Annotated in this window: 22 protein-coding genes and 5 pseudogenes; 11 read left to right on the top strand and 16 right to left on the bottom strand. The window is 44.3% G+C overall.

Translation table 11 applies throughout. The features are described 5' to 3' along the window. Positions 1-23: 23 nt before the first annotated feature. From CS022_RS04740 to CS022_RS04725, 4 genes are all read left to right on the top strand, one after another. A complete protein-coding gene (locus tag CS022_RS04740; RefSeq protein WP_129121325.1) occupies positions 24-1004 on the top strand; it encodes an ABC transporter substrate-binding protein in 981 nt (326 codons plus the stop codon). Next, positions 988-3183, top strand: a complete 2196-nt coding sequence (locus CS022_RS04735) for an ATP-binding protein (RefSeq protein ID WP_161569562.1) — start codon at positions 988-990, stop codon at positions 3181-3183. The genes CS022_RS04740 and CS022_RS04735 overlap by 17 nt, the downstream gene beginning before the upstream one ends. Next, complete coding sequence (locus CS022_RS04730) at positions 3180-4172, top strand: response regulator (protein ID WP_129121323.1); 993 nt, start codon at positions 3180-3182, stop codon at positions 4170-4172. Before CS022_RS04735 ends, CS022_RS04730 begins: the two co-directional genes overlap by 4 nt. A gap of 506 nt (positions 4173-4678) precedes the next feature. After that, entirely contained in the window at positions 4679-5299 is a 621-nt protein-coding gene (locus CS022_RS04725; RefSeq protein WP_129121322.1) for a murein L,D-transpeptidase catalytic domain family protein, read from the top strand. Positions 5300-5376: 77 nt separating this feature from the next. Here CS022_RS04725 and CS022_RS04720 read toward each other — a convergent pair. Beyond that, positions 5377-6137: pseudogene (locus tag CS022_RS04720) on the bottom strand (DUF3581 family protein). 567 nt (positions 6138-6704) lie between these two features. On the opposite strand from CS022_RS04720, the gene CS022_RS04715 reads away from it, so the two are divergent. Next, complete coding sequence (locus tag CS022_RS04715; protein WP_129121321.1) at positions 6705-7079, top strand: VOC family protein; 375 nt, start codon at positions 6705-6707, stop codon at positions 7077-7079. On the opposite strand, the gene CS022_RS04710 is transcribed toward CS022_RS04715, so the two are convergent. The 3 genes from CS022_RS04710 to CS022_RS25930 all read right to left on the bottom strand — a co-directional run bounded on the left by CS022_RS04710 (position 7076) and on the right by CS022_RS25930 (position 10551). Beyond that, positions 7076-7525 carry an NUDIX domain-containing protein gene (locus CS022_RS04710; protein ID WP_129121320.1) on the bottom strand — a complete coding sequence of 150 codons (450 nt, stop codon included), beginning with the start codon at positions 7523-7525 and terminating at the stop codon, positions 7076-7078. The two genes, CS022_RS04715 and CS022_RS04710, sit on opposite strands and share 4 nt — an antisense overlap. Positions 7526-8707: 1182 nt before the next feature. Beyond that, positions 8708-9664, bottom strand: coding sequence for a GGDEF domain-containing protein (locus CS022_RS25935; protein WP_235869254.1), 957 nt, complete (start codon positions 9662-9664; stop codon positions 8708-8710). Beyond that, positions 9592-10551: a hypothetical protein gene (locus tag CS022_RS25930; protein ID WP_235869253.1), complete on the bottom strand. Its 960-nt coding sequence runs from the start codon at positions 10549-10551 to the stop codon at positions 9592-9594. The genes CS022_RS25935 and CS022_RS25930 overlap by 73 nt, the downstream gene beginning before the upstream one ends. A gap of 326 nt (positions 10552-10877) precedes the next feature. On the opposite strand from CS022_RS25930, the pseudogene cobB reads away from it, so the two are divergent. After that, positions 10878-11524: pseudogene (cobB, locus tag CS022_RS04695) on the top strand (Sir2 family NAD+-dependent deacetylase). Between the two features lie 50 nt (positions 11525-11574). Here cobB and CS022_RS04690 read toward each other — a convergent pair. The 4 genes and pseudogenes from CS022_RS04690 to potA form a co-directional block, all read right to left on the bottom strand. Continuing rightward, the gene (locus CS022_RS04690; RefSeq protein WP_129121318.1) at positions 11575-12615 is read right to left on the bottom strand and encodes an extracellular solute-binding protein; all 1041 of its coding nucleotides are present in this window, start codon (positions 12613-12615) and stop codon (positions 11575-11577) included. A gap of 95 nt (positions 12616-12710) precedes the next feature. Further along, positions 12711-13479, bottom strand: a pseudogene (gene potC / locus CS022_RS04685) (spermidine/putrescine ABC transporter permease PotC). Then, the gene (potB, locus tag CS022_RS04680; protein ID WP_129121317.1) at positions 13476-14330 is read right to left on the bottom strand and encodes a spermidine/putrescine ABC transporter permease PotB; all 855 of its coding nucleotides are present in this window, start codon (positions 14328-14330) and stop codon (positions 13476-13478) included. Before potB ends, potC begins: the two are co-directional and overlap by 4 nt. Then, positions 14317-15432, bottom strand: a complete 1116-nt coding sequence (potA, locus tag CS022_RS04675; protein WP_129121316.1) for a spermidine/putrescine ABC transporter ATP-binding protein PotA — start codon at positions 15430-15432, stop codon at positions 14317-14319. Before potA ends, potB begins: the two co-directional genes overlap by 14 nt. 335 nt (positions 15433-15767) lie before the next feature. On the opposite strand from potA, the gene CS022_RS25925 reads away from it, so the two are divergent. The 5 genes and pseudogenes from CS022_RS25925 to ttcA all read left to right on the top strand — a co-directional run bounded on the left by CS022_RS25925 (position 15768) and on the right by ttcA (position 19137). Next, positions 15768-15974, top strand: a complete 207-nt coding sequence (locus tag CS022_RS25925) for a hypothetical protein (protein WP_235869252.1) — start codon at positions 15768-15770, stop codon at positions 15972-15974. Between the two features lie 131 nt (positions 15975-16105). Next, positions 16106-16576, top strand: coding sequence for a DUF2189 domain-containing protein (locus CS022_RS25920; RefSeq protein WP_235869251.1), 471 nt, complete (start codon positions 16106-16108; stop codon positions 16574-16576). Next, a complete protein-coding gene (locus CS022_RS04665) occupies positions 16573-17253 on the top strand; it encodes a glucosaminidase domain-containing protein (RefSeq protein ID WP_129121315.1) in 681 nt (226 codons plus the stop codon). Before CS022_RS25920 ends, CS022_RS04665 begins: the two co-directional genes overlap by 4 nt. A gap of 109 nt (positions 17254-17362) precedes the next feature. Further along, entirely contained in the window at positions 17363-18007 is a 645-nt protein-coding gene (locus CS022_RS04660) for a DUF2987 domain-containing protein (RefSeq protein ID WP_129121314.1), read from the top strand. 237 nt (positions 18008-18244) lie between these two features. Then, positions 18245-19137: pseudogene (gene ttcA, locus CS022_RS04655) on the top strand (tRNA 2-thiocytidine(32) synthetase TtcA). 56 nt (positions 19138-19193) lie between these two features. Here the strand turns inward: ttcA and uspE are convergent. The 8 genes and pseudogenes from uspE to CS022_RS04615 all read right to left on the bottom strand — a co-directional run bounded on the left by uspE (position 19194) and on the right by CS022_RS04615 (position 26018). Further along, positions 19194-20138, bottom strand: coding sequence for a universal stress protein UspE (gene uspE, locus CS022_RS04650; protein ID WP_129121313.1), 945 nt, complete (start codon positions 20136-20138; stop codon positions 19194-19196). A 145-nt stretch (positions 20139-20283) separates the two neighbouring features. Beyond that, entirely contained in the window at positions 20284-21027 is a 744-nt protein-coding gene (locus CS022_RS04645) for an FNR family transcription factor (protein ID WP_201746207.1), read from the bottom strand. Positions 21028-21092: 65 nt separating this feature from the next. Then, entirely contained in the window at positions 21093-21764 is a 672-nt protein-coding gene (locus CS022_RS04640) for a sulfite exporter TauE/SafE family protein (protein WP_129121356.1), read from the bottom strand. Then, positions 21764-21946, bottom strand: coding sequence for a cbb3-type cytochrome oxidase assembly protein CcoS (ccoS, locus tag CS022_RS04635; RefSeq protein ID WP_129121311.1), 183 nt, complete (start codon positions 21944-21946; stop codon positions 21764-21766). The genes CS022_RS04640 and ccoS overlap by 1 nt, the downstream gene beginning before the upstream one ends. 16 nt (positions 21947-21962) lie before the next feature. Then, positions 21963-24335 (bottom strand): heavy metal translocating P-type ATPase, encoded by a 2373-nt coding sequence (locus CS022_RS04630; protein ID WP_129121310.1) that lies wholly within the window; start codon positions 24333-24335, stop codon positions 21963-21965. Beyond that, positions 24336-24823 (bottom strand): annotated as a pseudogene (locus CS022_RS04625) (FixH family protein). Positions 24824-24879: 56 nt separating this feature from the next. Beyond that, positions 24880-25854: a cytochrome-c oxidase, cbb3-type subunit III gene (gene ccoP / locus CS022_RS04620; protein ID WP_129121309.1), complete on the bottom strand. Its 975-nt coding sequence runs from the start codon at positions 25852-25854 to the stop codon at positions 24880-24882. Continuing rightward, positions 25851-26018: a cbb3-type cytochrome oxidase subunit 3 gene (locus CS022_RS04615; protein ID WP_129121308.1), complete on the bottom strand. Its 168-nt coding sequence runs from the start codon at positions 26016-26018 to the stop codon at positions 25851-25853. The genes ccoP and CS022_RS04615 overlap by 4 nt, the downstream gene beginning before the upstream one ends. Positions 26019-26028 lie beyond the last annotated feature (10 nt).

The following is a 26028-nucleotide window of genomic DNA, read 5'->3' as shown; positions in this document are numbered from 1 at the left end:
AAAAAAGTGATTGGAGGTTTGCCTTGAAGCATTGGAGTTCAGTTTGGTTGTTGGCGTGTTATAGCACGGCAGCACAGGCAAAATTTAAGATAGGCATAGCTGCCTGGACTGGATACCCTGAAAATGTTGGCGGATTCAAGCAAGGCCTATCTGACTCTGGCCTTGTTGATGGTGAGAATCTCGAGGTAGTTATCCGCGCGAGTGGCGGCGATGCAAATACGCAGAATGAAATTGCCAGAGACTTCAGTAGTTTTGACCTTGTCTATAGTTTGACGACCGTCGGCACTCAGATTGTCAAAGACGTCGTGCCTGAAAACTTACCTGTTGTTTTCTCTATCGTAACTTATCCCGCTGATGTCGGGTTAATAGAGTCAATGGCGTTTTCTTCGAATAACCTTCTTGGTACAAGCAACTTTGTGCCGTTAGAAAAATACGTGGAAATTGTTCAAAATATTCTTCCTCATACCAAACGAATCGCAATTTTCCATCGCAAGGATGAAGTTAACTCAACGATTCAAGCATTTAATATGAAGCGACTTTTTGATGCCGTCGGGATTGAAGTCATAGACCTTACACCTACAACGATCGACGAGATGAAAGAGATGGCATCTGAAGTCAGTAACTCTGTCGATGTCTTCATGACAACCACAGACACGCTTTGCCAGTCTGGTGGTGAAGACGCCATTATCCCCATTTCTATTTCAAGTAATACGCCGATCTTGAGCTCTAATCTTGCGGGAATTAAGAAGGGGTATGCATTTGGCCCCGTAGCTAATTTTTACAATTTGGGGTACGAGGCTGGAAAAATGGCATCGAAAATATTGCAAACTAGTGTGCGCCCCTCCCACCTAGAGTCAAGCTATCAAGAGATACCTGACTATTTTGTAAATCGAAATACTATGAAAAAAATGGGGTTCGATATTAATGAAACCCAACAACACTCTCTTTCAATTCAATTCAATTCATCGACTGAGTCAGGATCCGGAAATGTCACTCGCATTTAGGTTGATCACACCGATTGTTATTTTTGTACTCATTATCATGATGGGAATGGGCATCTATATCATTAAGTCCGCTGAGGATGTTTTCAACCGTCAAGTTGATTTCCATCAGAAAGCAAATTTGCAAATTTTAAAAGATGAAGTTATTGAAAGAGAACACAGCATTCAGCAAGTCGCAGAAGCGATATCTAAAAATCCTCATATTTACGAGTCTCTTAACCGTAGTAGTAATATCGGTTTGGCGGCAGAGCTCAATACTCTTGTTAAAAACTATGACTTTGTTGATTACCTCCTTGTTTTAGATAAAAACTACGATATTTTTGCCATTAACAGCCTAGAAAAAGACGGTCGATTAATCCCTGTCCACAAGCTGTTAGGTTTGCCTGTTGATGACCATCCCTTGTTCAAACTTCCAACGGGCCTGAAGTCCGAAGTTTCAAAACCAGGACTTGATTATTTATTGAAAAGCCGAGGTGATGATCGGAAGCAAACGCAGTGGGTTGTAACACCAATAATTCATGATGGCATCACGTTTGGTTGGTTAGTTGTTTCCTATCTTTGGCAAGAATCTCTTACTGAGATGCTGGGGAAAGTAAAGAAGCAGCACAGAGACCTTAATATCCCCACCAAACATACGCTTATTATTAACGAAAACGGATTAGTGCAAGTGTCGGGCGGGCCAGATCCCTTGCAAGAAATTTTTCTTACTGATTCTAACCAAATCATACATGAAATCGATATGGACAGGTTTGGTGAGGGCGTAAAGATGATATTTGCCAGTGACGAGGGGCTATTGCTGGCTGAAAAAGAAAAATTGATCTCCATTATTCTGGCTATTGTTTTTGCCGGTACATTGCTGCTTATTTTTCTACTTTACATGGTATTACGGGTGACCTTATTCAGGCGTCTCAGTAACCTCCACAGTATAGTTAAACGATTTAAGGACGGTGAGGTTGCGACGAATATTGAGCCTTTGGGTAATGATGAGCTGGGTAAGTTGGCCGAAAGCTTTAAAGATATGGCAAACAGCCTCAATCAATCCCTAGAACAGGTTGAAGATGAAAGAAACAATTTAGATTCCAAGGTAAAGAATCGAACGAAAGAACTCGAATATGCAAGAGAAGAAGCATTAGCGAGCACACAGGCAAAAAGCGAGTTTCTCGCTGCAATGAGTCATGAAATCAGAACGCCAATGAACGGCATACTGGGAATGGCTCAATTACTTCAAGACACAAAACTTGATGAACAGCAATCCGAGTATGTGGACATCATAGGTAGTTCTGGCGAATCTCTGCTCTCCCTAATAAACGGCGTGCTCGATTTATCTAAAGTTGAATCAGGTCAGATGGAGCTGGAGTACATTGATTTCAGCCTAGAGAAAGTTTGTTTCGATGTTTGTAAGTCATCGATTAAGAAAGCCGAACAAAAAGGCGTTGAGCTGATGCTCGATTACGATGTGAATATACCCAAAAACTTCGTCGGTGACTCTGTTCGTGTGCGGCAAGTGTTACTTAACCTTGTTGATAACGCCATCAAGTTTACTGAAGATGGACACGTGCTCATTCGTGTCTATGGTATCAATGATGGAAATGACTACACAGTAACCTTCTCTGTAAAAGATACTGGAATTGGTATTCCTAAACATAAAATTGCACAGTTGTTCAATGAGTTTACTCAAGCAGATTCGTCGACAACCCGAAAATATGGTGGTTCAGGGCTCGGGTTATCTATTTGTAAAAAGTTTGTCGAGTTAATGGACGGAGATATTGGTGCCAATAGTATCGAGGGACAGGGGTCAGAGTTTTGGTTTTGTTTAACGCTGACGGCGTCGACAACAGATACCGAGAGTATTGAAGATAAGCTTGAAGGAAGCTCTGCACTCATTGTAGATGACAACCCGGTCAATCTGAATATTTTAAAATCGATGCTCGAGTCTCTCAATCTTTCCGTCACTACAATGACCGATCCTCGTGCAGCTTTGTGGACATTTAGTCAAGATGAGAACGCAAACTTTGATTACGTGCTGACCGATTACAAAATGCCATCGATGAACGGTATGGAATTGGCTGCAAAAATTCGTCAGAACCGACAACTAGATCACTCAGTAGTTATTTTATTGAACTCGTCTGAATCGACAGCGACGTACGTCGATATCGAGATATTGGTATTAATGGCGTATTGAGTAAACCCATTCTCAGAGAGCAACTGACAGCAATGCTCAGTAAGACTCGCGGCGTTATGAATTTACGCTCGGGTAATAGCCAGCCTTTTGTTAGTCTTCATGACGCCTTGAATATCAGTATTTCAACAAGAACGCCCCCGCCAAAACTAAGAAAACCTGTATTAGCGAATGCTGCTTCAGAAGGTGGCAACATACTCTTGGCTGAAGACGTAGCCGCCAACCAACTTTTCGCTAAACGTGTTCTCAGTAAACTAGGTTTCACTGTCGATATTGCGGAGAACGGGAAGCAAGCTGTCGAGAAATGGAAACAGGGGACTTATGATGTCATTCTCATGGATTGTCTCATGCCTGTGATGGATGGTTACCAAGCCACAACTCAAATCAGAGAGATAGAAAAACGTGAGCAATGTGACCGCCGTGTTCCAATTGTCGCCGTAACCGCGAATACAATGCAAAATGATCGTCAGACATGTTTAGACGCGGGCATGGATGATTTTCTTGCTAAGCCGTTTTCGGAAGTTGAGCTCAATACGATTATTGGGTTGTGGATGAATAGCGCGGAACCACGCTTTGCAAAGTTTGAGCAAAACACTTCTGAGAGCTCCAAAGCAATACCCAACGCTCCCTACTGGATTGATGAACAAGCATTTCAAAGCTTTGTTCATGAAATGGGGCGGGACTTGCCCGAATTTATCAAGGAATACCGCAACCAGATATCCAGTTTAGAAAGTGAACTGAAAGACGCAGAAAGTACAAGCGATCTGTTTGAATACCGAAGACTCGTTCATAATGTTAAGTCTACTAGCGCAACAATTGGTATGGAGGGGCTAGCAACTATAGCTGGTCAAATAGAACAACTCTGCAAGATTGAGAATGCCTTTGCCAATCATCAGAGCTTGTCGGCATTAAAAGAGCACATCACATACGTTTTAGAGTTTTTAGTTTCAGAAGGATTAATCGAACCAAAAGTAGAGGACGTGTTTTCCTAAATACATCACGCAATATGGCCTCAGAGAATGCTGTCTGCCTAGACAGCCAGCTTTTCGCTAACGTTTTTTTGAAATGTTTTCAGCTTGCGCATTCCTCCTGAATCACAACGATTATCAAAGAGTTCGCAAGCACTCTGTCCTGTGGAATAAAGATCCCACCCTCAAATTCAACAGCATAAAATTGTTTCATTGATAAGAATGAGCGCCAGAATACTGGTCTGCTACACTCATCTAACGATGTTGGTGTGGCAAAATGTCCCGCACTTTCGATATTTCCCAACACACGTGAAGATGAAAACATGCGAATGACGTCGATCGATGTCGCCTCGGCAGTGTGTCAAAAAATCGCTAGAAAAAATGGGTCAGAGCTTAGAGAAATATCTTGTTGTTACATCGCAGTGACCAGAACCCCAAAATGTGAAGAGATTGACGCGAAATTCGAGTGGGGACGCTATTGGTCTATGCAATAAATTTTACGATTAAGAGCATTAGAGTTGACTAAATTAATGTTTAATAATTACAAAAAGATATCATTATTCCTGTTGTTTTTTTTAGTTCTATGTCCATTTACGAGTTACGCGATGCCCTTGATGGATGCAAAGAGTTTGTATCGGCATCTTTCATTAAAAAGTCAGGTAAGATTTGACAAGTTTGAGCGTGCTTACCACCACTTCATTGTCAGCGGTAGCAAAAAGCCCATTTTCACCCTGATCGATTACGCAAAGCCATCGACTAAGAAACGTTTTTGGGTCATTGATGTAAAGAGAAAAAGAATTCTTTTTGAATCTCATGTCACGCATGGCAAGAACAGCGGCGAGCTTTACGCCGTGGCATTTTCCAACAAGGTCAACTCGTTCAAGACGTCTGTAGGCATTTTTAAATCAGCCGAGGCGTATTATGGTAAACATGGCTATTCACTTAGGCTAGATGGTTTATCGAAAGGGTTGAATGATAACGCCAGAAAAAGAGCAATTGTTATACATGGCGCTGATTATGCTGATCCGAGAGTCATTCAAGAACACGGCCAGCTTGGAAGAAGCTGGGGTTGCCCAGCATTGCCATTGAGTATTTCTCGAAGGGTCATTAATCTAATTAAAGAAGGGACGTTTATTTACGCCTTTTCCTGACATTATTTTCACTCAACGTAAAGCAACAAGGCCCCATTATATTGGGGCTTTGTGTACTCTGAAGTCTTTGGTTTGTACTAAACAGCGACTGAAGATAGAAAACTGTCTTTACGTTGGTAAAAGTAATCGACTAAATCGCTAATTTCATCTGTGTTATAAGGACGTAAACCGCTGCACACCATTCGCTTGCTGCCATGGCCAATTTGATTGTTACCATCTTTAATGACGAAGCCCATGGTTACTGTTCCGCGTTTACCACTGATATCCATATTGGTGTCCGCCAGTTCGACAACAGGATTTGAAAAATCAAGCGTATCGAAGTGCAACTCCATGCTTTCGTACATCACTAATGGCCGGGCAGGGTTAATCATCATCCAGATCTTTCCATCAGAGGCACCATGATGTAAGGGAAGTTCTTACCAGAAAATTGGACGTAGTGTGTTGCGATACTCTTTGCCAGTTCAGGGTCGGTAATATTTTCGCCACTGTACTCTAAGGACAGATATTCCTTATCTGCTTCATCTAAGATTAACAGTTTACCTTGACCGTCATCTTTGAGTACCAGCTCCGTAGTATCGGTTATCATTCCATTGAACTCGATTCGCATCGTCTCGCTAATACCGACTTTGCTCAACAATACGGAAAAGAGAAGGTCGCCCGGTACACAAAACCGTTTCGCATCTTCATCGTGGATAGGGTTGAAGTCTCCGGCAACCAGTTTTGCAAAGTGGGATGCCTGCTGGCGTGAGAATTGTAATTTGTTGTTATTTTCGGTGTAGTATCTTCCAGCTGCATGATATGGGTATTTAATTCCTGTCTTTCTTCCATGGATGGGCATTGTATAGCACATTAATTCGAAGAATGGTCTAGCCAGTTGATTTGCAATGAACATTAATGATGCCCTTCACAAAAACCTTTATCGCTTAGCCATTTGTACGCTTATCACTTGAATCCTCTGACTATACGAAAATTTGGTTATCACATATTGAACCACTTACGTCAGTATATCTATACACCTGATTTTTAAGTGGAATAATTTCAATCCTTCATTGCTGCAGTTTATTCGTTCCCGAAAAACGGGTCATACATCGACTAATAGTCTCCTATTAGCGCCAAAAATTGGGTGAGGCTAGTCACTCAACGCATGAAATCCACGTCTTATTCTGAATATTATCAAATGTAATAGCCTCACCTTTCTCGAGAATATTCTCGAGTCAAATAACACCTTACTGACTACATATTCATACATCTCAGTCATGTTATGTGCTCCAATGATTGAAGAAGTGAAATTGCAGAGAAGCAATAACAAAATCTTATAAGGGTAAAACCCTAAGTGCTCTGTATTGAAAAATCGCCTCTCAAGGTCAATTGGCTTGGTTGTACAACACGGATAAAGGAGAAATCCATGAAACCGACAGCGATACTTTTTCATGTGCCTCATGTCGATCAGGGAATCGAGTGGTACAAAAAGGCATTTCCGAATGCCAAGTTCATTTACCTTCCAGATCTTGATTTTGTTGCATTAGACTCTGAAGGCTTTTCGATTGAAATTATTCAAGGCGACAATAAGGTGAGCGCCGGCAAACGCGGCACTGTTGTTTATTGGTCTGTTCAAGACTTTGAAGAGGCCGTTGAGCACTTTTTGTCGCTTGGCGGATTAATGTACAGGAAACCGTTAATCCTCGAAACAGGTATGGGTATGTGCCAAATCGAGGATCCATTTGGCAACTTAATCGGGCTCAGAGGGATGGTGAAAAATCACCAGACTGCTGAAGCCTAGCGGATGTGCCCTTGGTAAATTTTGTCGAATGACTTATTTTGGAAGCTTTGAACCATCGCTTTCGGAAAGAAAAGTAACTCGTCCAGCTTTTCCAGGGGCATCCATACGAAACCGATCTGGTCTTTATCAAATTCTGCTGGCTCTGCAACAATCTCAAACTCAGTCGCTTCAACGAACATTTCGATTTGATGAAGATGCGCTGGGAGGTAATTGGTATCAAGCCTGTCTGCTAGCACCTCTCTAACGAACAGGATGTCGCCCATCTTGGCTTTACCACCTGTTTCTTCCAACAACTCTCGGTCGAATGCTTGATCAAGAGTCTCGTTGTGTTGAACACCACCACCAGGGAGAATGTACCAAAGCCCACGCTCATCTCTATGTTCAGCGAGTAAAAGAGCATTATCTCTGTAACAGACTGCCCTGACGGACACACGTACGTTCTTCATTAACACAGTACCTCCTAACTATTTAGCCCTCAATACTACTGAAATTTCTGTCTATTGGTTCAATGAACAACCAAAACTTGCTGACCAAACTTACAAGCTGCATAAACTTGGGTCGCTAATCTCGCACACGCAAACAAAGTCGTAATTTTTGATGACAATAAAAGGATGTGTAATGGATTGATGTTAATAGAGTGAGCTTTGAATTCGTATATATCGCGCAAATACACAACATGACATCGGAATTTATGAATGAGGAGTTTATTACAGCAGCACCAGTTTAGGCTCAAGGTTTGTTGCAGTAAATCGTCCAATCATCAAGTAGCCTAAACAAAGGCCAGGCACCAGTATTCACCAGTCTTTAAACTCCTAGCCAATTCGCGCTTTTAAGCTTCACAGTTGATATTCATTTCTCCAGAGCTCCCAAATCTGCTCTTAAATGTAAATGAAAAAATTCTTTCTAACTTCGAACAATCAAAGCTTTCGCTGGCTAAATGTTCTTCAAGAATACTGAGTAATATTTTCCTTTGTTCTGACTTAGATATTTCTGGATAAATACTAAAATCTATTGTGTATTTGTATGTGGTCTTAATACCATCTTCAATAGTTATTGATTGTATGTTGTGCGCTCTGCATGAGACGTCATCACTCACCCAAATCGATTCTGATTCTTTTTTCGCTTTTTTTCTTGCAGTATTCGACTTGAGCTGCGTAGCTCTGATAACTGAAAAGAAAAAAAGAAAACAATAAGTAAACGAAGCATATTCTCCCCATTAGATATCTGATTTATCGTGCTTTTTAAAACTTGATGATATCAACGTTGTCAGAGTGAGAATTTACTTTTATTGCGGTTCAGGTTGTAAAATTGAAGGAATTTAAATTGACTAGCAGACACATAAATTCTGCTTGGATAGATATAGACAGTCACACAACTAAACCATTTTTCTTCAGCCAATGAGATTTATGACCAAATATATATTTCATAGCTTGTATTTTGACTGTCGGCATTGTAGAAATGACTTTCTCTCGATAATTTAGCGCTTTCTGACATTGTCCACTGTGCGGACAGAATACCCTCTGTGGTAGAACCCCTCTGATAATTGAGCATATTCGCAGACAGAAGGATCCGGATGACCAACCATTTTTGATGGAGCATGCACTATTCAAAATGATCAAAGACATCCGTCAGCGCGGTCTGTCAACACGTATAGGTGAAGAGTTCCAGTCAAAAACCTCTTCATTTGCCGTGCCTGTATTTTCCTCAGGCAGAATCGTTGCTTGTGTCTCGATGGTGTGGACAAAAGAGGCGTTGAGCTTGCGCCAGGCGTTACTGTTGGCAGAGCAAGATATCAAGGAGATTTCATCCAGTCTCAGCACATTGCTGGATGGCTGAGGACAACAGAATTCCAACCTACTTACTTTTGAGCTGATGTTTTTCTTCGGTATAGAATGGTAGAAGTTCTTACCATTATTTTTCACGTGATACATAGCGTGATCAGCTTGCTCAATCAGCGTGTGAAGGTTTTTACTATTTTGTGGAAACAGACTGATACCGATACTTGAGCCGACTTTTGCGGTCTGTTCATGTCCAATGTCGACAGGCATAGCGATTTGAAATTGCAGATCGTTGGCAATATCACGAACCGCAGATTCATATTCCGGACTGTACGAGAAACCGATGAGAAACTCATCGCCACCCCAACGGGCAACAATGTCTGAGTTACGGAAAAATTGGCGAATGCACTTCGCCACTTCAATGATTACTTTATCTCCAGCATCGTGGCCGTAGGTATCGTTGACACGCTTAAAACCATCTAAATCTATCATCATCAGCGCAAAATAACGGCCAGCCTCCTCGACGTGGCGCAATGCAGAAGAAAGCTTGCTCATTGCAGCCCGGCGATTGAGTAGATGTGTAATGGGGTCATGCTCAGCCTCAAAGATGATCGATTGCTCCCGCTCAGCACGCTCAGTAATGTCATAGACAACCAATTCAATCAAGGTTGCATCGGGGGCGTCCATGTCCTCTACTTTAGAGAAAAGGCAATGTACCCATCTGTCAGGGTTTTTCAGCTTACGTTTGAGAAGGATATCGATGGAGGTGAAAGAGTTGCCTGATTTGGCGCGAAATTCTTCCAGCACACTTTTAATTTCATCAACATCGTTAAAGAAAGTGAGAAAATCAGCGTCTTTAAACGATGAAGCTCGGCGATTACCGTTTGCCCCAAAAGCCTCATCAAAGCAGGGTTAGAGACGACTAGCGCATTTCTCTCATCAATCAACCCTATACCCGCGCTGGCACGTTCAAATATAAAGCGGAATTTTCGAGATAAGGCTTCATTTTTCACATTCATATTACGTTCGTTCTCAATTTTCTGATGCACGGAACGTAGCAGGGTATTGATATCGCTGACCAGTGCACCAACCTCGTTGTTTTCATTGCCCGAGGGCGTTTCAACGAGTTTTTGGTCTCCCGGTTTAATCTGATGAAAGTGGCTGGCAATCTGTTTCATGGGCTCCGTCAGTAAGCGACTGACAATGACCAACGTCAGAAAAGCAACGGCAGCCGAGTAAAAGAAAAGTAAAAGTATCTGGCTTTTCACTGACTCAAAGACATTGTTATTTATTTTCGACTTATCAATGATGACTTCAATTTTTCCCGCAGACTCGCCATTAGCGAGGAGGATAGGGAGCGTCAGAACTGCATCGAGAAGAACGGGACGTTGGGTCGAGGGTGTTTTTGTGATTCTTCCATCCTTGTGTCGCAGACAGACCGTTTGTACTGAGGGAAGTGACTCAATGAGCATTAAGGTGTCAGTAAGTTTGGTGCCATTATTGATGTTGGCGATCACCGATTCAACAAAGCCCGTATCAGCAAGGCGTTGTTTTATCCGCGCTTCAGTCTGTGTAACCTGTTGCTGATACGAGATAATTAAGAACGCCGCGGCAACAATCATTGCGAAAAGCAGTGATCCTGATGTGACGCCAGCTGCAACTCTGAAATGGATTTTGCTGTTTATGTTCGTCAACGCAACATACCGTGAAAGATATTGATTATTATTGCTTGAAGAGAAGTCGTATTCTCAGTCACCCACCACTAGCATAATGAGATGGGTCCGCAGTGCGAATCTGTTGGTGTCAGTCCTACAAACAAATAACCTGTTAAGTATGGCTTATTAAGACACACTTTTTTGTAATTTGTGTAGCCTTTTCATCCTTATCTGATGGCGACAAATCTTGAATACGAGATAAAAGTGAATGCTGAGCAGCAAATAAGAAAGGATTGTTCCCTATGCAGTTTCCCTACAAAAAGATTGTCATTCTTACGGGCGCCGGCATTTCGGCTGAATCTGGGATAAAAACGTTTCGTGCACAAGATGGACTATGGGAAGAGCACACATTGAGGATGTGGCGACCCCGGAGGGATATGAGCGCAACCCAGAATTGGTGCAAAGGTTTTATAACGAAAGAAGACAAAAATTACATGGTGTAATAGAACCTAATAATGCCCACCTCGCTCTGGCGAGATTAGAAAGGGAATTAGACGGAAAGGTACTGGTCGTTACCCAGAACATCGATAACCTGCACGAGCGCGCAGGCAGTCAGAATATTTTGCATATGCATGGAGAGCTGTTAAAAGCACGCTGCACGCAGTCAAATCAAGTGGTTGAATGGCCAGGAGATCTTAGCGTCGATGATCTATGTCATTGTTGCCAAATGCCGTCACCTCTGCGACCGCATATTGTTTGGTTTGGAGAAATGCCGATAGCAATGGATAAAATCCACCAAGCGCTTCTTGATGCGGATTTATTTATTTCTATCGGTACGTCAGGCGCTGTGTACCCTGCAGCAGGTTTTGTTCATGAAGCGGGTTTGTACGGTGCCCACACTATTGAAGTCAACCTTGAGCCAAGCGCCGTTGAAAGCGAGTTTGCTGAGAAACGTTATGGCAAAGCAACGACGCTTGTTCCTGAACTGGTTAACGAGCTACTCGCCAATTGAAGCCGAGTTCGAAAGGAAAAAGCAGCACAGTGTGCTGCTTTTTTTAACAATTACTGGCCTGCTTTCAGCTTCTGGAAATAGGTTTCGTAAAGTGCATTTGCATCGCCTACTGAGCTTTGCCATTCCCCTTGCGTCATCACCTCTTGCGGAGGATAAATACTCGGATCGTCTCTGAACGCTTTTGGCAGTAGTGGGTATGCTGCTTTCACTGGAGTAGGGTAACCAATTTCAATCGCCAGCTTCGCGGCATTTTCCGAGCGCAACAGGAAATCGATCATCTTGTGGGCAGCAGCAACGTTTCTCGCCTTTTCAGGGATCGCGAGACTGTCCATCCAGAAGATGGCTCCTTCTTTTGGCCACACAATCTCGACCGGCACTTCTTCTTTTCGAGCAACGTAGGCTGAACCATTCCATAGCATTCCCAGCTCAACCTCTCCCGCCATATAGGGGTTCGCCGGGAAGTCTGAATTGAATACACGAACATTCGGCATCAGTGATTTTAGTTCGTTAAACGCCGCTTCAATTTCTTTCGGATCTTTGCTGTTGGCGGAATAGCCGAGCTTACGGAGTGCAATGTGGAAGAACTCACGGGCGTCATCCATCATCAACAGCTGACCTTCCCACTCTGGATTCCAGAGGTCTGCCCATGATGACACTTTTCCAGCATCTAAATACTCGGTATTCACGCCGATCCCTGTCGCTCCCCAAATGTAAGGCACCGAGTATTGGTTGTCGGGATCAAACGGTTTATTCAGGTTATTGGGGTCAATGCCATCGAAATGTGTCAGTAACGATTTATCCAGTTTTTGCAGCATGCCTTCTTCACGCATCTTCGCAACGTAATACGTCGAGGGAACGACCAAGTCATAGCCCTCTGGATGCGTTTTAAGCTTGGCGTACATACTTTCATTTGACTCATACGTTGAGTAAATGACTTTGATACCTGTTTCTTTAGTGAAGTCTTCCAGCACGTCCTGTGGGATATATTCCGACCAATTGTAGAAATAAAGTTCTTCTTCGGCGGCAACTTTCCCTGATGCCATTGAAAGCGCCAGGACACTGCCTAGCAAGAACTTGGACCATGATTTCATGGAGAACTCCTCGATGTTTTTTGTTGTTGCTTTGAGAAGAATAACGGGTGGGAAACCCCACCCGTGACTGAAAAATGCGAATTGCGTTGGCTTGATTAGCGGACTTTGTCTCTGGCTAGCAGCTGAGAGCAGATCACTAAAACCAGTGACACGATCAACATCAATGTGGCCAATGCATTAACTTCCGGCGACACGCCGACTTTCACCATTGAGTAAATCTTCAATGGCAGAATCTCATAGCTTGGCCCGGTAACAAATGAGCTGACAATTACGTCGTCAAGCGACAAGGTAAAGCTCAACAGCCAACCTGCAGCAACGGCGGGCGCCGCAAGCGGCAGAATGATCTTACTCAGGATTATCCACTCATTCGCCGCAAGATCTTTTGCAGCTTCCAGCATACGCACGTCAAAGCCATTAAGTCGGCTATACACAGTCACCACGACAAACGGCAAACAGAACGTAATATGAGACAGCAGCAGCGTCAGAAAGCCCAATTGCGCGCCCAGCAAGACAAACAAGGCTAACAGCGAAATGGCCATCACAATGTCAGGAGACATCATGACCACAAAAAGCATACCGTTAACAAAATTTTTGCCCTGAACTGGTAGCGATACAGGCAACCGCCGTAAGGCTACCAATCAAAGCTGCAGCAGTCGCAGAAATGACAGCAATAGTCAACGAGTTCCACGCTGCTTGAACAAGACTGTCATTGGTGACAAGCTGCTCGTACCATTTGGTCGTGAAACCTTTCCATTTCATGCCAAACTTACTTTCGTTAAACGAGTTAACGATAAGAATGATGATAGGGATGTACAAAAATGCATAGACCAGCGTCATAAAGCCGGTTTTGAAGAAACGACTCATTCCAGCTCTACCTTCTTATTCATCAGTTTTCCAACACGCCAGTAAGCAAAGAGCATCAATCCCATCAGCACGGTGAGCGAGATACTCGCTGCCGAGCCAAACGGCCAGTCCCGAACGTTAAGAATCTGACTTTTAATGACATTACCAATCAGGAGGTTCTTAGCACCGCCAAGGAGGTCAGACACGTAGAACATTCCCAGTGCTGGCAACAGAACCAACAAACATCCTGCAATAATGCCGGGCATGGTAAGAGGAACAACTACCTTGAAGAAACTTTGCAGTTTACTTGCACCGAGGTCTTTCGCGGCTTCTAAATAGCTGCGATCAAGCTTTTCGATACTTGAATACAAAGGCAAAATCATAAATGGCAGGAGTATGTAAACCAAACCGATCATCACCGCATATTCTGTGTACATGATGCGAAGAGGCTTATCAATAATTCCAACGGTCAGTAATGCGTCGTTGAGCAATCCTCGTGTGCCCAAAAAAATCTTTAACCCGTAGGTGCGTATCAGCGAGTTTGTCCAAAAAGGTACGATCACCAAAAACAGCATGTAAGGGCGCATTTTCTCTGGCATACGCGCAATGATGTACGCAAAAGGGTAACCAATCAAAAGGCAGAGTAAGGTTGCAATCACCGCCATATAGAATGAGTGCCACACCACTTTAGCGTATAGCGGATCTAAAAGTTTGGCGTAGTTACTCAGCGTAAACGTCAGCTCAACAAGGTTCGCATCGTCACGGGTCAGAAAACTGGTGATAATAATCATCAGGTTGGGTATAAAAACAAACAGCAGCAACCAACTGACGATAACCCCAATAACAACGTTTTGTAGGTTAATCTTCTTCATCAGGCAGCACCACTTCCCAGCTTTCAACCCAGGTGACAGCGACTTTTTGATTCAATGAATGATCAACATCCGGATCGTCTTCATTGAAGAACTCGCTGACCATGACTGACTTACCAGATTCAAGCTCTACCACAGAATCAAGCGTCATGCCTTTGTAGTTGCGTTCGCGAACATACCCCACGATGCCGCTTGCAGCATCACCGTTGTGTAGCTCTTCAAGACGCAGGTCTTCAGGCCTCAACAGCACTTTGATGGCATCGCCTTCAGATACATCAAGGTCACAGAAAACCTGACACTGACGGCCTTCAACGGTTGCCATAATCCGTTTTTCATCGAGGCGCTGAATGACCGTGGCATCAAAGACGTTAATTTCACCGATAAAGCGGGCAACAAACAGGTTTTTGGGCTCTTCATAGATTTCGCGAGGCGAACCGTCCTGAACAATGTCACCACTGCGCATCACTATGATTCGGTCTGACATCGACAGGGCTTCTTCCTGATCATGTGTCACAAAGATAAAGGTGATACCCAGCTTTCTCTGCAGTTGCTTTAATTCCATCTGCATTTTCTTACGCAGTTTGTAGTCCAGTGCTGAGAGGGATTCGTCCAACAGAAGTACTTTGGGTTTATTGACCACAGCACGCGCAATAGCAACGCGCTGCTGTTGTCCGCCCGATAATTGATGGGGTTTTCGTGGAGCGAATTGATCAAGCTGGACCATGCGAAGTGCTTCCATCACGCGAGGCTCAATCTCATTTTCAGCAACATTTTGCATTCTGAGGCCGAATGCAACGTTGTCAAAAACAGTCATGTGAGGGAAGAGAGCATAGCTTTGGAACACGGTGTTAACGTGACGATTCTCTGCGGGGATGCGTGTGACGTCATGATCATCAAGCAAGATAGTGCCTTCATCAGCATCTTCGAGACCAGCGATGAGTCTCAGTACTGTTGTTTTACCACATCCTGAAGGGCCCAGTATCGTCAGAAACTCGCCGTGGTTAACGTCCAGTTTAAAGTCACTGATGATTTGCTTACCGTCAAAGCTTTTGCACAAGCCGCGAAGCTGAACAACGGGTTTTTTGAGTGGTTGTGTCGCGTTCAATTCTTCTATCTCTCCTAAATCGCGGGCGATTAGTTAATGAATTTCCCCAAAAAAATAGAAGCGCATGATAGACCTGAGCAAATGTATGTTAAAGCGTTTTTTGACGATATCAGCTCGGCATATTCATGAAAAAAGTAAACGAGTTATGCAGTGTCATTTATATGTGTATTTTTTACGCGAGTCGCCCATTTAATAGCCCTTGGCGACCAACGGAGAAAGAGTATAACGCGTAAAAATGCCGCAAAATAGTAAGATAAAGGAGATCCGAAGTCTTACTTCATCTATAACTTAAGAAAAGCGCTAAATTTTTTTCTTAGGGTTGATACTGGCAAGTCATGAGAGAGAAAGAGTTCAATAACGAACTGAACATTGGTGGCACTGTTGAGAATGCACTGAAGGGAAACTACTCACTGAGTGCGATCAACATTCTTGATGAGGCTGTGACACTTACCGCGAGGCATTTCTGGCAATTTTTGCCTGCAATGTGTTTGTTGTTTGGTGCTAATTTTCTTGTCTGGTTTTTGGCGATATCAGCATATTAGACGATCCTGCGGCCCTGCTGTCTTCCTTAACATCAAGCGAGCCTTTCACTCAAGAACAGAGCGCCGCGATGCGGTTTGCTTCTTTTACCAGCACAGTTCTTTGTTCTCCTTTGTATGCAGGCGCAAGTTTAATGGGGTTAAGCCATGCGATTGGTTTCACGACGCGTCCGAGGCATTTACTCAAGGGTATTGCATATACGTTAACACTGATTATTGCCGTTTTAGTGACAACGTCACTACAGTCAGTGTCTAACCAAATCATTCCTTTGCTTGGTGTTTACTTGGGGATTGGCTTCTCGATGACACCATTGCTTATCTGTGAAAAAGAGATGAAAGCGACAGACGCTATGTGGTTGTCACTGAGGGCAATTACTAAAAAACTGCTGCCTTTGTGTGCAGTTTATATTGTCATTGCGGGTCTTTTTGTACTATCGTTGCTAACCGCTGGCGTCGCATTGATCTGGGCGATGCCTTTTCTGTTCAATGTTAAAGGCATTGTTTATCGAGAAATGTTCGGTGTCGGTCTTTCTGTGACGGTGTCACAAGATGAAGATGGCGAAACAGAGGATGAACAAGGCCCCAAAGGTTATTTCGACGCTTGAAAAGATTCCACATTGTTGCTTTGCTACTTTCAGCAAATCTCATTTCCGCCTGTGTTCCCCCGAATGAAAGAACCAATCAAAATAGCTCCGCTCAACAAGCAGAGAGTGATTTAATAAAATCATCGTCGGCTTTTCGTTCTACACCCAACTTTGGCGCATTTTCAGATGTTAATGAAAAGAAATCGGCTTTTTTTGACTTTATTCGCCCCTCTGTCGAATGGGCAAATACGAAAGTAGAAGCGCAGCGCGTCAAGCTGCTGACATTGAGAGATAAGTCGTCCTTGACTCAATCTGAGCGCTCATTTCTCAACGGTCTAGCGAAACAATACTCATTGGATATGCCGAGTACTTTTCCGGATCTGAGTTGGTTTAATGTCGCATTAGAAAAGGTTGATGTCTTACCGACATCGTTAATATTGGTGCAGGCTGCAAAAGAGTCAGGGTGGGGCACGTCACGCTTCGCACAACACGGCAATAACTTCTTTGGTCAATGGTGTTACTCAACAGGTTGTGGCATGGTGCCAACCAAAGGGCTGATGATAAATCACATGAAGTGGCGGTTTTCGATTCTGTTGACGAGTCAGTGCAAGCTTACTTCGACAACATCAATAGAAACACTGCTTATGCCCGTGTTCGTGAAATCCGCCAAGGATTGCGTCAATCAGGCAAGCCGATAAGTGCATTTTCGCTAGCAGAAGGTCTAACGAATTACTCGGAGCGCGGGCAAGACTACGTCGATGAAATCAGGGATATGCTAAGACACAACGAAAAGTTCTGGAGTAAAGGATGAAACGTCATCTTCTTGGTCTGCTGGTCACCTTGCTGCCAGCCTTTCCCGCCTTTTCGGCGCAATACGAATTCAGCTACAACAAACTGTTCTCCCAACTTAAATATAATAATGCCGAGTCTCATCCCGATGTCAAAGTTGGCTACTTTATGGTGAACCCTATCTCGGGAGAGACATGCCAAATCACCAAAGCATGGATGAGTAAGAAAGCGAATTATGAAGCGTTTGTCATTCCAGCCTCACAAGAACTGCCTTTGCCCATAGATAGACATTTAAAAAAGGTAAATCCAGATGTCTTTGTCGAAACTAAGGGAGAGCAAGTTTGTGACATATCTTATCAGGTAATGGCTGAACCAAAGTACAACGCGGGTATCTCTTCTGGTGAGCTTAGCGCTTTAGTGCCTCAAATGAACGCAATCATGGATGACTTGGGGGGAATGTTGTCTTCGTGGTTTATGCCTGAAGTAAAGGGGATTACTGTTCATTTTGATCAGGACGTCAACTCACTCACAACAACTCTCGGTAACGTTATTCCGGCTACAGGGCGTAAGGTATTTATTCGGCCATCAGATTTAGTGGAAGACGAATCCGTGCTATTTAGTGTACCACCGGATAAAATTACACCGTGGCTTCCCTCTGACTAGCAAGCGACTTATCATCCGCACTTTGATTCGCTATTTTCATTTTTCTATTTTTGGCGTGCGGAAGCTTGCTTCATCATTGCTTTATCTTCTCTAAGGTACCCTCGTAAAAGGCGCGACGTCTTTGTTAATGAGAGAAGTATTTAAACCATGAGGAAAAATCCGTATAATTCGCCCCCTCAAATAGTCCAATCAAAATAATGTCTAAGGCCAATATGGCCCGCAACATGAGAAGCCAGAATGAGTCAACAAGACACCCGAAAAGAAACACTTGAATTCAACAAACTTCAAAAGCGTCTGCGTAGGAATGTTGGAAACGCCATTATTGACTACAACATGATCGAAGAAAACGACGTGGTGATGGCGTGTATCAGTGGTGGTAAAGACTCATTCGCCATGCTGGATATTCTGTTGAGATTAAAAGAATCCGCACCTGTTAATTTTGATGTTGTTGCTGTTAATTTAGACCAAAAACAGCCGGGATTCCCAGAGCATATTCTTCCAGAATATTTTGAGACACTTAATATCCCTTACTACATCGTAGATAAGGACACTTACTCAGTGGTAAAAGAGAAAGTACCTGAGGGTAAAACAACCTGTGGTCTTTGCTCTCGTTTACGTCGTGGAACCTTGTACTCGTTTGCTGAGAAAATCGGCGCAACTAAAATTGCGCTGGGGCATCATCTTGACGATATCGTCGAGACCATGTTCCTAAACATGTTTCATGGTGCGCGACTGAAGCGATGCCGCCGAAGCTTCGCTCTGATGACGGCCGTAATGTGGTGATTCGTCCACTGACATATTGCCGTGAAAAAGACCTTATCAAATATGCTGAACACAAAGCGTTTCCGATTATTCCGTGTAACCTTTGCGGTTCGCAGGAAAACCTTCAGCGCCAGTCAATTAAGGCGATGTTGGTTGGGTGGGACAAACAAACTCCCGGCCGCGTAGAGAGCATCTTCAAATCTATTCAAAACGTCAGCCCAAGCCAGCTTGCTGACAAAGAGCTGTTCGACTTTGTCAACTTGCCTATTGACCGTTCAGAAAAGCGTCGTGAATACGGTTTCACTGAGGCAACGGTCTCATCCACAAATATTGACGAGTCAATGTTTATCGATGTGACAAACGTCTAGTCAGAAAAGAAAAGGCTGCTTCATAGCAGCTTTTTTTTACATCTTAGCTACGCGATTTAATCGCTTTTTGGCGCCAATGGACTGACATAACCATCCGGTTTTATCGCTAATAAATCACAATTAAGCTGGTCAATGGTGTGTTCTGCCGTATTTCCAATGAAGATGGCGGAAAGCCCCGTTCTGCCCGTTGTTCCCAGTATCACCAGTTCCGCATCTAACTCCTCAGCGACTTGTGGGATGACATCTTCAGGCAGCCCTTCTTCAACGTGCGTCAGATTGTCATCGATGCAGTGCTTCTGACGAAGTGTTTTCATTGTCAAAAGGTGATGCCCTCGAACAGCATCGGTGTAGGAAGCGGGGTCAAATTCAGGCAGCTCGACGGTTATGTTTACTGGCGTAGCAGGGTATGCATTAACCAGATGAACCTCAGCATGAAGTAAAGAGGCCATCGCGTTAGATTCTGCAATCAGCTTATCATTGAGCTCAATGTGCGTTTCGTTATCTGAAGAGACATTCACCGCCGTTAAGATTTTACCGTTCTCAGGCCAGTCATGATCTTTTACCAAGAGAACGGGGCAGGGACATTTACGTAACAGATGCCAGTCTGTCGGTGTGAAAATGACAGAGCCAAGTTTATCGTGCATGTGGGTCGCTTTAAGCAGCATGTCGTGTCCACCTTCAAGCACTTGCGAAACCATGGCTTCATAAGGTCTGTTATGCCAGACAACATGCCTTTCCACTTCTAGGTTTACCGCATCATGATTCTCAAGCAACGACTCAAGCCATTCTTCCCTTTGCTTGATAACACCACTCCGCATTGCCTGCCGTTCATCTGTCGACAGCATGGATGTCATCTCATAGGAAAGATCATAAATGGCAAGAAAGAGTGTGAGTTTGACCGGGGCATCAGACTTGCGTGCGATCAGGATAGCGCGGGACAGGGCAGGCTGTTCTTCCTGCTCTGGGGCTATCGCCACCAGTAGGTTGGTGTATCTGTCCATATTGGTCTCCTGAATAACAAAAAAACCGATATCCTTAATTTAACGTAGTTCACAGGCTTTGTTTGCGACAATATGGTTGAAATATGAGAGAAAATAGAAATGGCGCGGAACGCGCCATTGATTGGAAGCATTTTATTACAGGATCTTAACGAGAGAAGCCAGCCAGCTCACGCATTTTTTCGTTGTCTAAAATCGTAATGTACTTACTGTTTACTGCCAGCATTTCACTCTTTTGGAATCGGCCAAGCAATCGACTAATGGTCTCAACCGTCAAGCCAAGGTAGTTACCGATTTCACCTCGGGTCATCGTTAAGCGAAACTCGCGAGCTGAAAACCCACGTTGTCCAAAACGCGTAGACAAGCTGTACAAGAACGCAGCAAGGCGCTCCTCCGCATTCTTCTTGGATAATAGAAGTATCATGTCTTGATCGGATTTAATCTCGCTACTCATTAAACGCATGATTTGCTGTCGAAGCTTGGGCATTTTACCTGACAGATCATCGAGAATGTCATAGGGGATCTCGCAAACCATTGATGTCTCAAGTGCCTGAGCAAAGCTGGGGTGAGACATTTCATTGATAGCATCAAATCCCACCAAATCACCAGCAAGGTGAAAGCCAGTGATTTGTTCTTCGCCCTGTTCTGTGATGGTGTAACTTTTGATGCTACCAGATCGGATAGCATACAGTGATTGTAAACCGTCGCCTGCTTTGAATAGAGACTGACCTTTCTGTACAGGTTTCTTTCGCTCGATAATTTCATCAAGCTGATCAAGCTCTTGTTCATTCAATGAAAAAGGGATGCATAACTGGCTGATACTGCAATTTTGGCAATGAATGGTTGGGCAAGCACTTGAAGGAGAACGTTTGAATACAGTCATATTTATCATACGTTTGCAGGTCGGATGTAATATGCGACCATGTTAACACTTTCAATATGAAAAAAACGAACGTCTCAGAAAAGTTTTAAAGCATCGATAGCGGTAATAATTCCGTACACTAACAATATTGCAGCCGTAAAGCGCCTAAATAAGAGGTTGTTCATGAATCGTTTCATGGATTCAGCTGTTGAACCGACCAACAGCATCGCAGGCAAGGTACCCAAACCAAAAAACAACATTAATACTGCCCCCTGCATTGCAGACCCTGATACCGCTGACCAGCTTAATGCTGAATAAACCAGTCCACAGGGCAGCCAGCCCCAGATCATTCCAAACGGGATTGCTGCGAACGGGGTGCTCAATGGTAAAAATTTTGATGTGAGTGGAGAAAGGAACTTCCAAAGGTATTTGCCGACGTTTTCTATGTAAGACAAGCCATTCCAAATTTGCGCGAGATAAAGTGCGAGAAGAATAAGCATTAATGCAGCTAACAGTCTTAGAATGGCAAGACCGTGTTTAAAGCCACTGACTTCTATCACGGTTGAAAGCGCGCCGCCCAGAATGAAACCAGCGAGTACGTAGCTGGCCAGTCGCCCAAAATTATAACCCAATAAAAAGGGCCATCGATGAGTGGTCGTTGGTGTTGCCATTGCGACTGCAGCCCCGATGCCCCCACACATGCCAAGGCAATGCCCTGCGCCGAGTAGACCAATCAACAAAGCAGCAAGCCAATCTTCAGACATCATCACTCAGGGTCAACCTTATTGCTTTTATCCTGTGTCCTGTCATTCTTTTCATCAAGAAGGATATTCATTCCCTGACGCTCTAAATCCTCAAATTGTTCAGACTTTACGGCCCAGATAAAAATACCCACGGCAACAGCCACGAGGAGAATGGCAATAGGGATCAGAATATATATACTTTCCATGCGTTATCCGTAATAGCTATTGGCTATTTCTCAGCAGTCTTAGCGAATTGGTGACCACAATTAATGAGCTTGCTGACATACCGGCAACAGCAATGTAGGGCGCGACTAACCCCATTACAGCAAGGGGTAATATCACTATATTGTAGCCAAGCGCCCAAGCAAGATTCTGCCTGATTATATTTCTGACTTTGACTGCAAGGTGACGAGCAGACAGCAAGTGTGATAAATCATCACTGAGTAAATGGATATCCGCAGATGATTTGGCAATATCAGAACCACTCCCCATCGCCACAGACAGGTGTGCACCAGCCAAGACTGGCGCATCATTAATTCCATCACCCACCATCATTGTGACTGATTCACTCGGCTGTTTCTCTAAGAAAGCGTATTTTTCTTCCGGCGACACGCCTGAAACCCAATGCTTGAGGCCAAGTGCATGTGCTAACTCTGGCGCTGAATTCGAGCTGTCTCCCGTTAACATGGTGATCTTGACGCCGTCTGCTTTAAAAGCATCAATAAACGCTTGACTGGATTCTCTAATGGGATCGTGCAGACGAAACGAGGCAACTGGTTCTTCTTCGCATGATAACCAGATCTGATCATCAGATTGGTCGGCAAATTCAGGGTCAGATAGAGCAAAATCAGGTTTTCCTATACGCCATCGCTTTCCTTCAAAACAGCCGCTGACGCCATGACCAATCTTATTGGTCACATCTGAAACAGAAGCCGCTTTTGGAATATCTCTAAAAGCAAGCGCAATAGGATGGTTGGCAAACGACTCTAATGTTGCGGCAATGTGTAATGCTTTATCAGAGGAGCTCTCACTGTAAAGTGTGTGACCGCGTAACTCTATATTGCCCGTTGTTAAGGTACCTGTTTTGTCCAAAATAAGATGATTTACTTTAGGCAGTGTTTCGAGTGCATGTCCTCGCCGCAATAGAACACCAGATCGGCTCAGTGTACTTGTCGCACAAGTCAGCGCCGTGGGTGTTGCAAGAGCGAGTGCACATGGGCAGGTTGCAACAAGCACAGAGAGCATAATCCAAAAGGCATCTTCAGGTTTTAGTTGGTACCAGTAGAGCCATGTAAGAGCCGATATCACTAATACAACAGCAACAAAATAGCGGGCTACCCGATCGGCAAGCACTGCGATTCGTGGTTTGGTGTTGTGTGCTTCGTCTTGTAAGCGAATAATCTGAGACAGCAGTGAATCTTGACGTTTATGGGTAACTCTCAGGTCGAAATTACCTTCTGCATTGACTGTCCCCGCGAAAACACTGTCGCCAACGGTTTTACTTTCAGGCAGTGACTCACCCGTCAACATAGATTCGTCTACTTCCGATGAACCCGACTCGATGACGCCGTCAGCAGGAATTGACTCTCCCGGTAAAACACGCACAACGTCGTCCGGGTTGAGTGACTTCGCGGCGACTGTTGTGCCATCTGCCAACGTAGCAAGTTTTGGGATAAGTTTTAGAAGATTCGCACTTGCTGCGGCCGCTGCTCTACGTGCACGCATTTCCAAAAAACGGCCAAGAAGCAGGAAAAAAGTGAACATAGAGACAGACTCAAAAAATACGTCTCCCCGATCATAAAGTGTTGCGTAAACACCAGAGAAATAAGCAAACAGAAGAGCGATAGACACAGGGACATCCATCCCCAAGCTTCTTGCTTTGATATTACGCCATGCATTGATATAGAAGGGCATGGCTGAATAGAGTAAGACGGGTGTCGCGAAGATCAGGCTGACCCAGCGCAGATACTGACGAAAGGTTTCATCCATCCCGCTGAAAACGTCGAAATATAATGCAACGGCAAGCATCATTACTTGCATCGTTGCCAAGCCTGCAATACCGAGGCGATAAAGGTATTGCTTCATTTGTTGGTGATATTGCTGTTCTTGATTATCCGCTTCAAAGGGCGCTGCCTGATAACCAATCTCATGCACGGCTTTTAGAATCGCGCTGAGCTTTATCGAGGTAGACTGCCATTGCACCGTTGCTCGCTGATTAACAGAATTAACGCGGATGCTTTGAACACCTGAAAGAGAGAAGACTTTCTTCTCAATCAACCACGCACACGCAGAGCAAGAAATACCCTCAATAGAAAGTACTGCCTCTTTCACGTTACCGTTGTGAGAGACGAAATCTTGCTGGACATCCTGATTATCGTAAAGCGTGAACGACTGGATTTCATCGGGGACCAACTGGGATTTATCGGCTGTTGCTGTGCGATATTGGTAATACGATACTAGCCCGCTGGCGATAATTGTTGAGGCGACGGCCTGACAACCGGGGCAACACATGATTCGCTGCTCATTTAATATTTCAACCAGGTAAGTGTCTCCGGTCAGAACTGGCTCGCCGCAATGGTAACAGTTAGCCGTCATTTATTTGCTCTGGCCGTAAAACGCAACAGTGGTAGATGTGGGAAAGTTAGCTCGCGTAGCCAGTCTCCATACTTCATCATGGGAATTTATTTCTATATACCATGGCCCACTCAGCGGGCTTGGAAGGTCATAACGGTAATTACCGGTGCTATCTGGCGTTAACATCACCCGAATATCATTTTCGGGAAGGGTGCGATGGCGAAGAGTCAGTCTGAGAGGAGGTATATAGCTAACTTGCCCTTGTCTATATGAACGATCAGCCTTGAATCGTGCTGCGTTAAAGATGCCGAAATTCCCAAATCATCAGCCTCTTTTAGACGCGATAAATCCTGATTAATGCTTTTCCCTTTTTTGTAATAATCATCGGCAACCAGACTCACTGAGTTCTGAGAAAAGAGATAAAAGGTAAACAAGCTCGCGATGATGACTGAGCCCGGAAGAGCAATTAAAAACCAAGGCCAAAATTGCTTGTACCATGGTGTTACCATTCTTTTTGTTACTCCCTAACAAATAAGTGAAGCCCCTGTCTCGGGGCTTTTGTCTCTTACTGATTCTCAAGTTGGCTCAATTGCCACACATATGCTGATAGCAGTTGAATCTTATCCTCATCAAGGATGTCTTTCCACGCAGGCATCACGCCTTGACGACCGTATCTTATGGTGTCTTCGACGGCCTTACGTGAACCGCCATATAGCCAGTCTCTGTCCGTCAAATCGGGGGCGCCAAATGCGGGGTTACCTTTACCATCTGTGCCATGGCAGGCACCGCAGACAACAAATCTCGTTTTACCTTTGGCTGCCAGTTGAGGATCAACTTTACGCCCCGACAGACTCAGTGCATAAGCAGCCACTTCCTTCACGCCATCTTCACCCATCTGATCCAACCACGCAGGCATGTTTCCGATTCGGCCGTCTACGATGGTTTCTTTGATCTTCGCGGGCTCTCCGCCATACAACCAAGCTTTGTCTGTAAGGTTCGGGAATCCACCTTGTCCTCGTGCGTCAGAGCCATGGCATTGAGCGCAGTTTTGTTTGAAGAGCTTTTGACCGACCTTGAGCGCCTCTTTTTTGGTCGCTATCTGCTCAATCGGAAGCAATTCATCGGTTTCCGGTTTATACGCTAACGAGCGATAAACGGCGCCATAGTTCTTTTCAGCTTGTGCTACTTCACGAAAGTATTGGTTGAACACATCATCAGATGAAGAGGCCGCTGCTTTGGATTCGTCAATACTCTTAATGTCCTGAGCGGAGCTTTGCCAGCCAAGTAGACCTTTGTAGGCACCTAAACCCGGCATCAAGAGCAAATAAATCAATCCAAAAACGATAGTCATCCAGAACATGTACGACCACCATTTTGGGAGTGGGTTATTTAGCTCCCTGATGCCGTCATATTCGTGCCCCATGTCTTCGCCATCTTTCAGGCCTTCATAATCTTTCGTACACCAGATCACTAACGCACCACAGCCAAAGATCGTGCCCAGCGTTAGAATGGTGATAAATAGGGTCCAAAATGTTGTCATTTGTCCGTCTCTCCCGCTACCTCTTTGTCTTTCTCTTCGTCTGCGAAGACGAGATTGGCAGCTTCATCAAACTCTTTTTTTCGACGACTGCTGTACGCCCACAAAACAATACCGATAAACATGATGAACAGTACAAGTGTCCATATCGCATTGAACATTGCCATCAGCCATTCC

Source organism: Veronia nyctiphanis (assembly GCF_004116385.1).
GTDB lineage: Bacteria > Pseudomonadota > Gammaproteobacteria > Enterobacterales > Vibrionaceae > Veronia > Veronia nyctiphanis.
The sequence above is the reverse complement of the archived record's forward strand: the minus strand, read 5'-3'. Positions and strand labels throughout refer to the sequence as shown.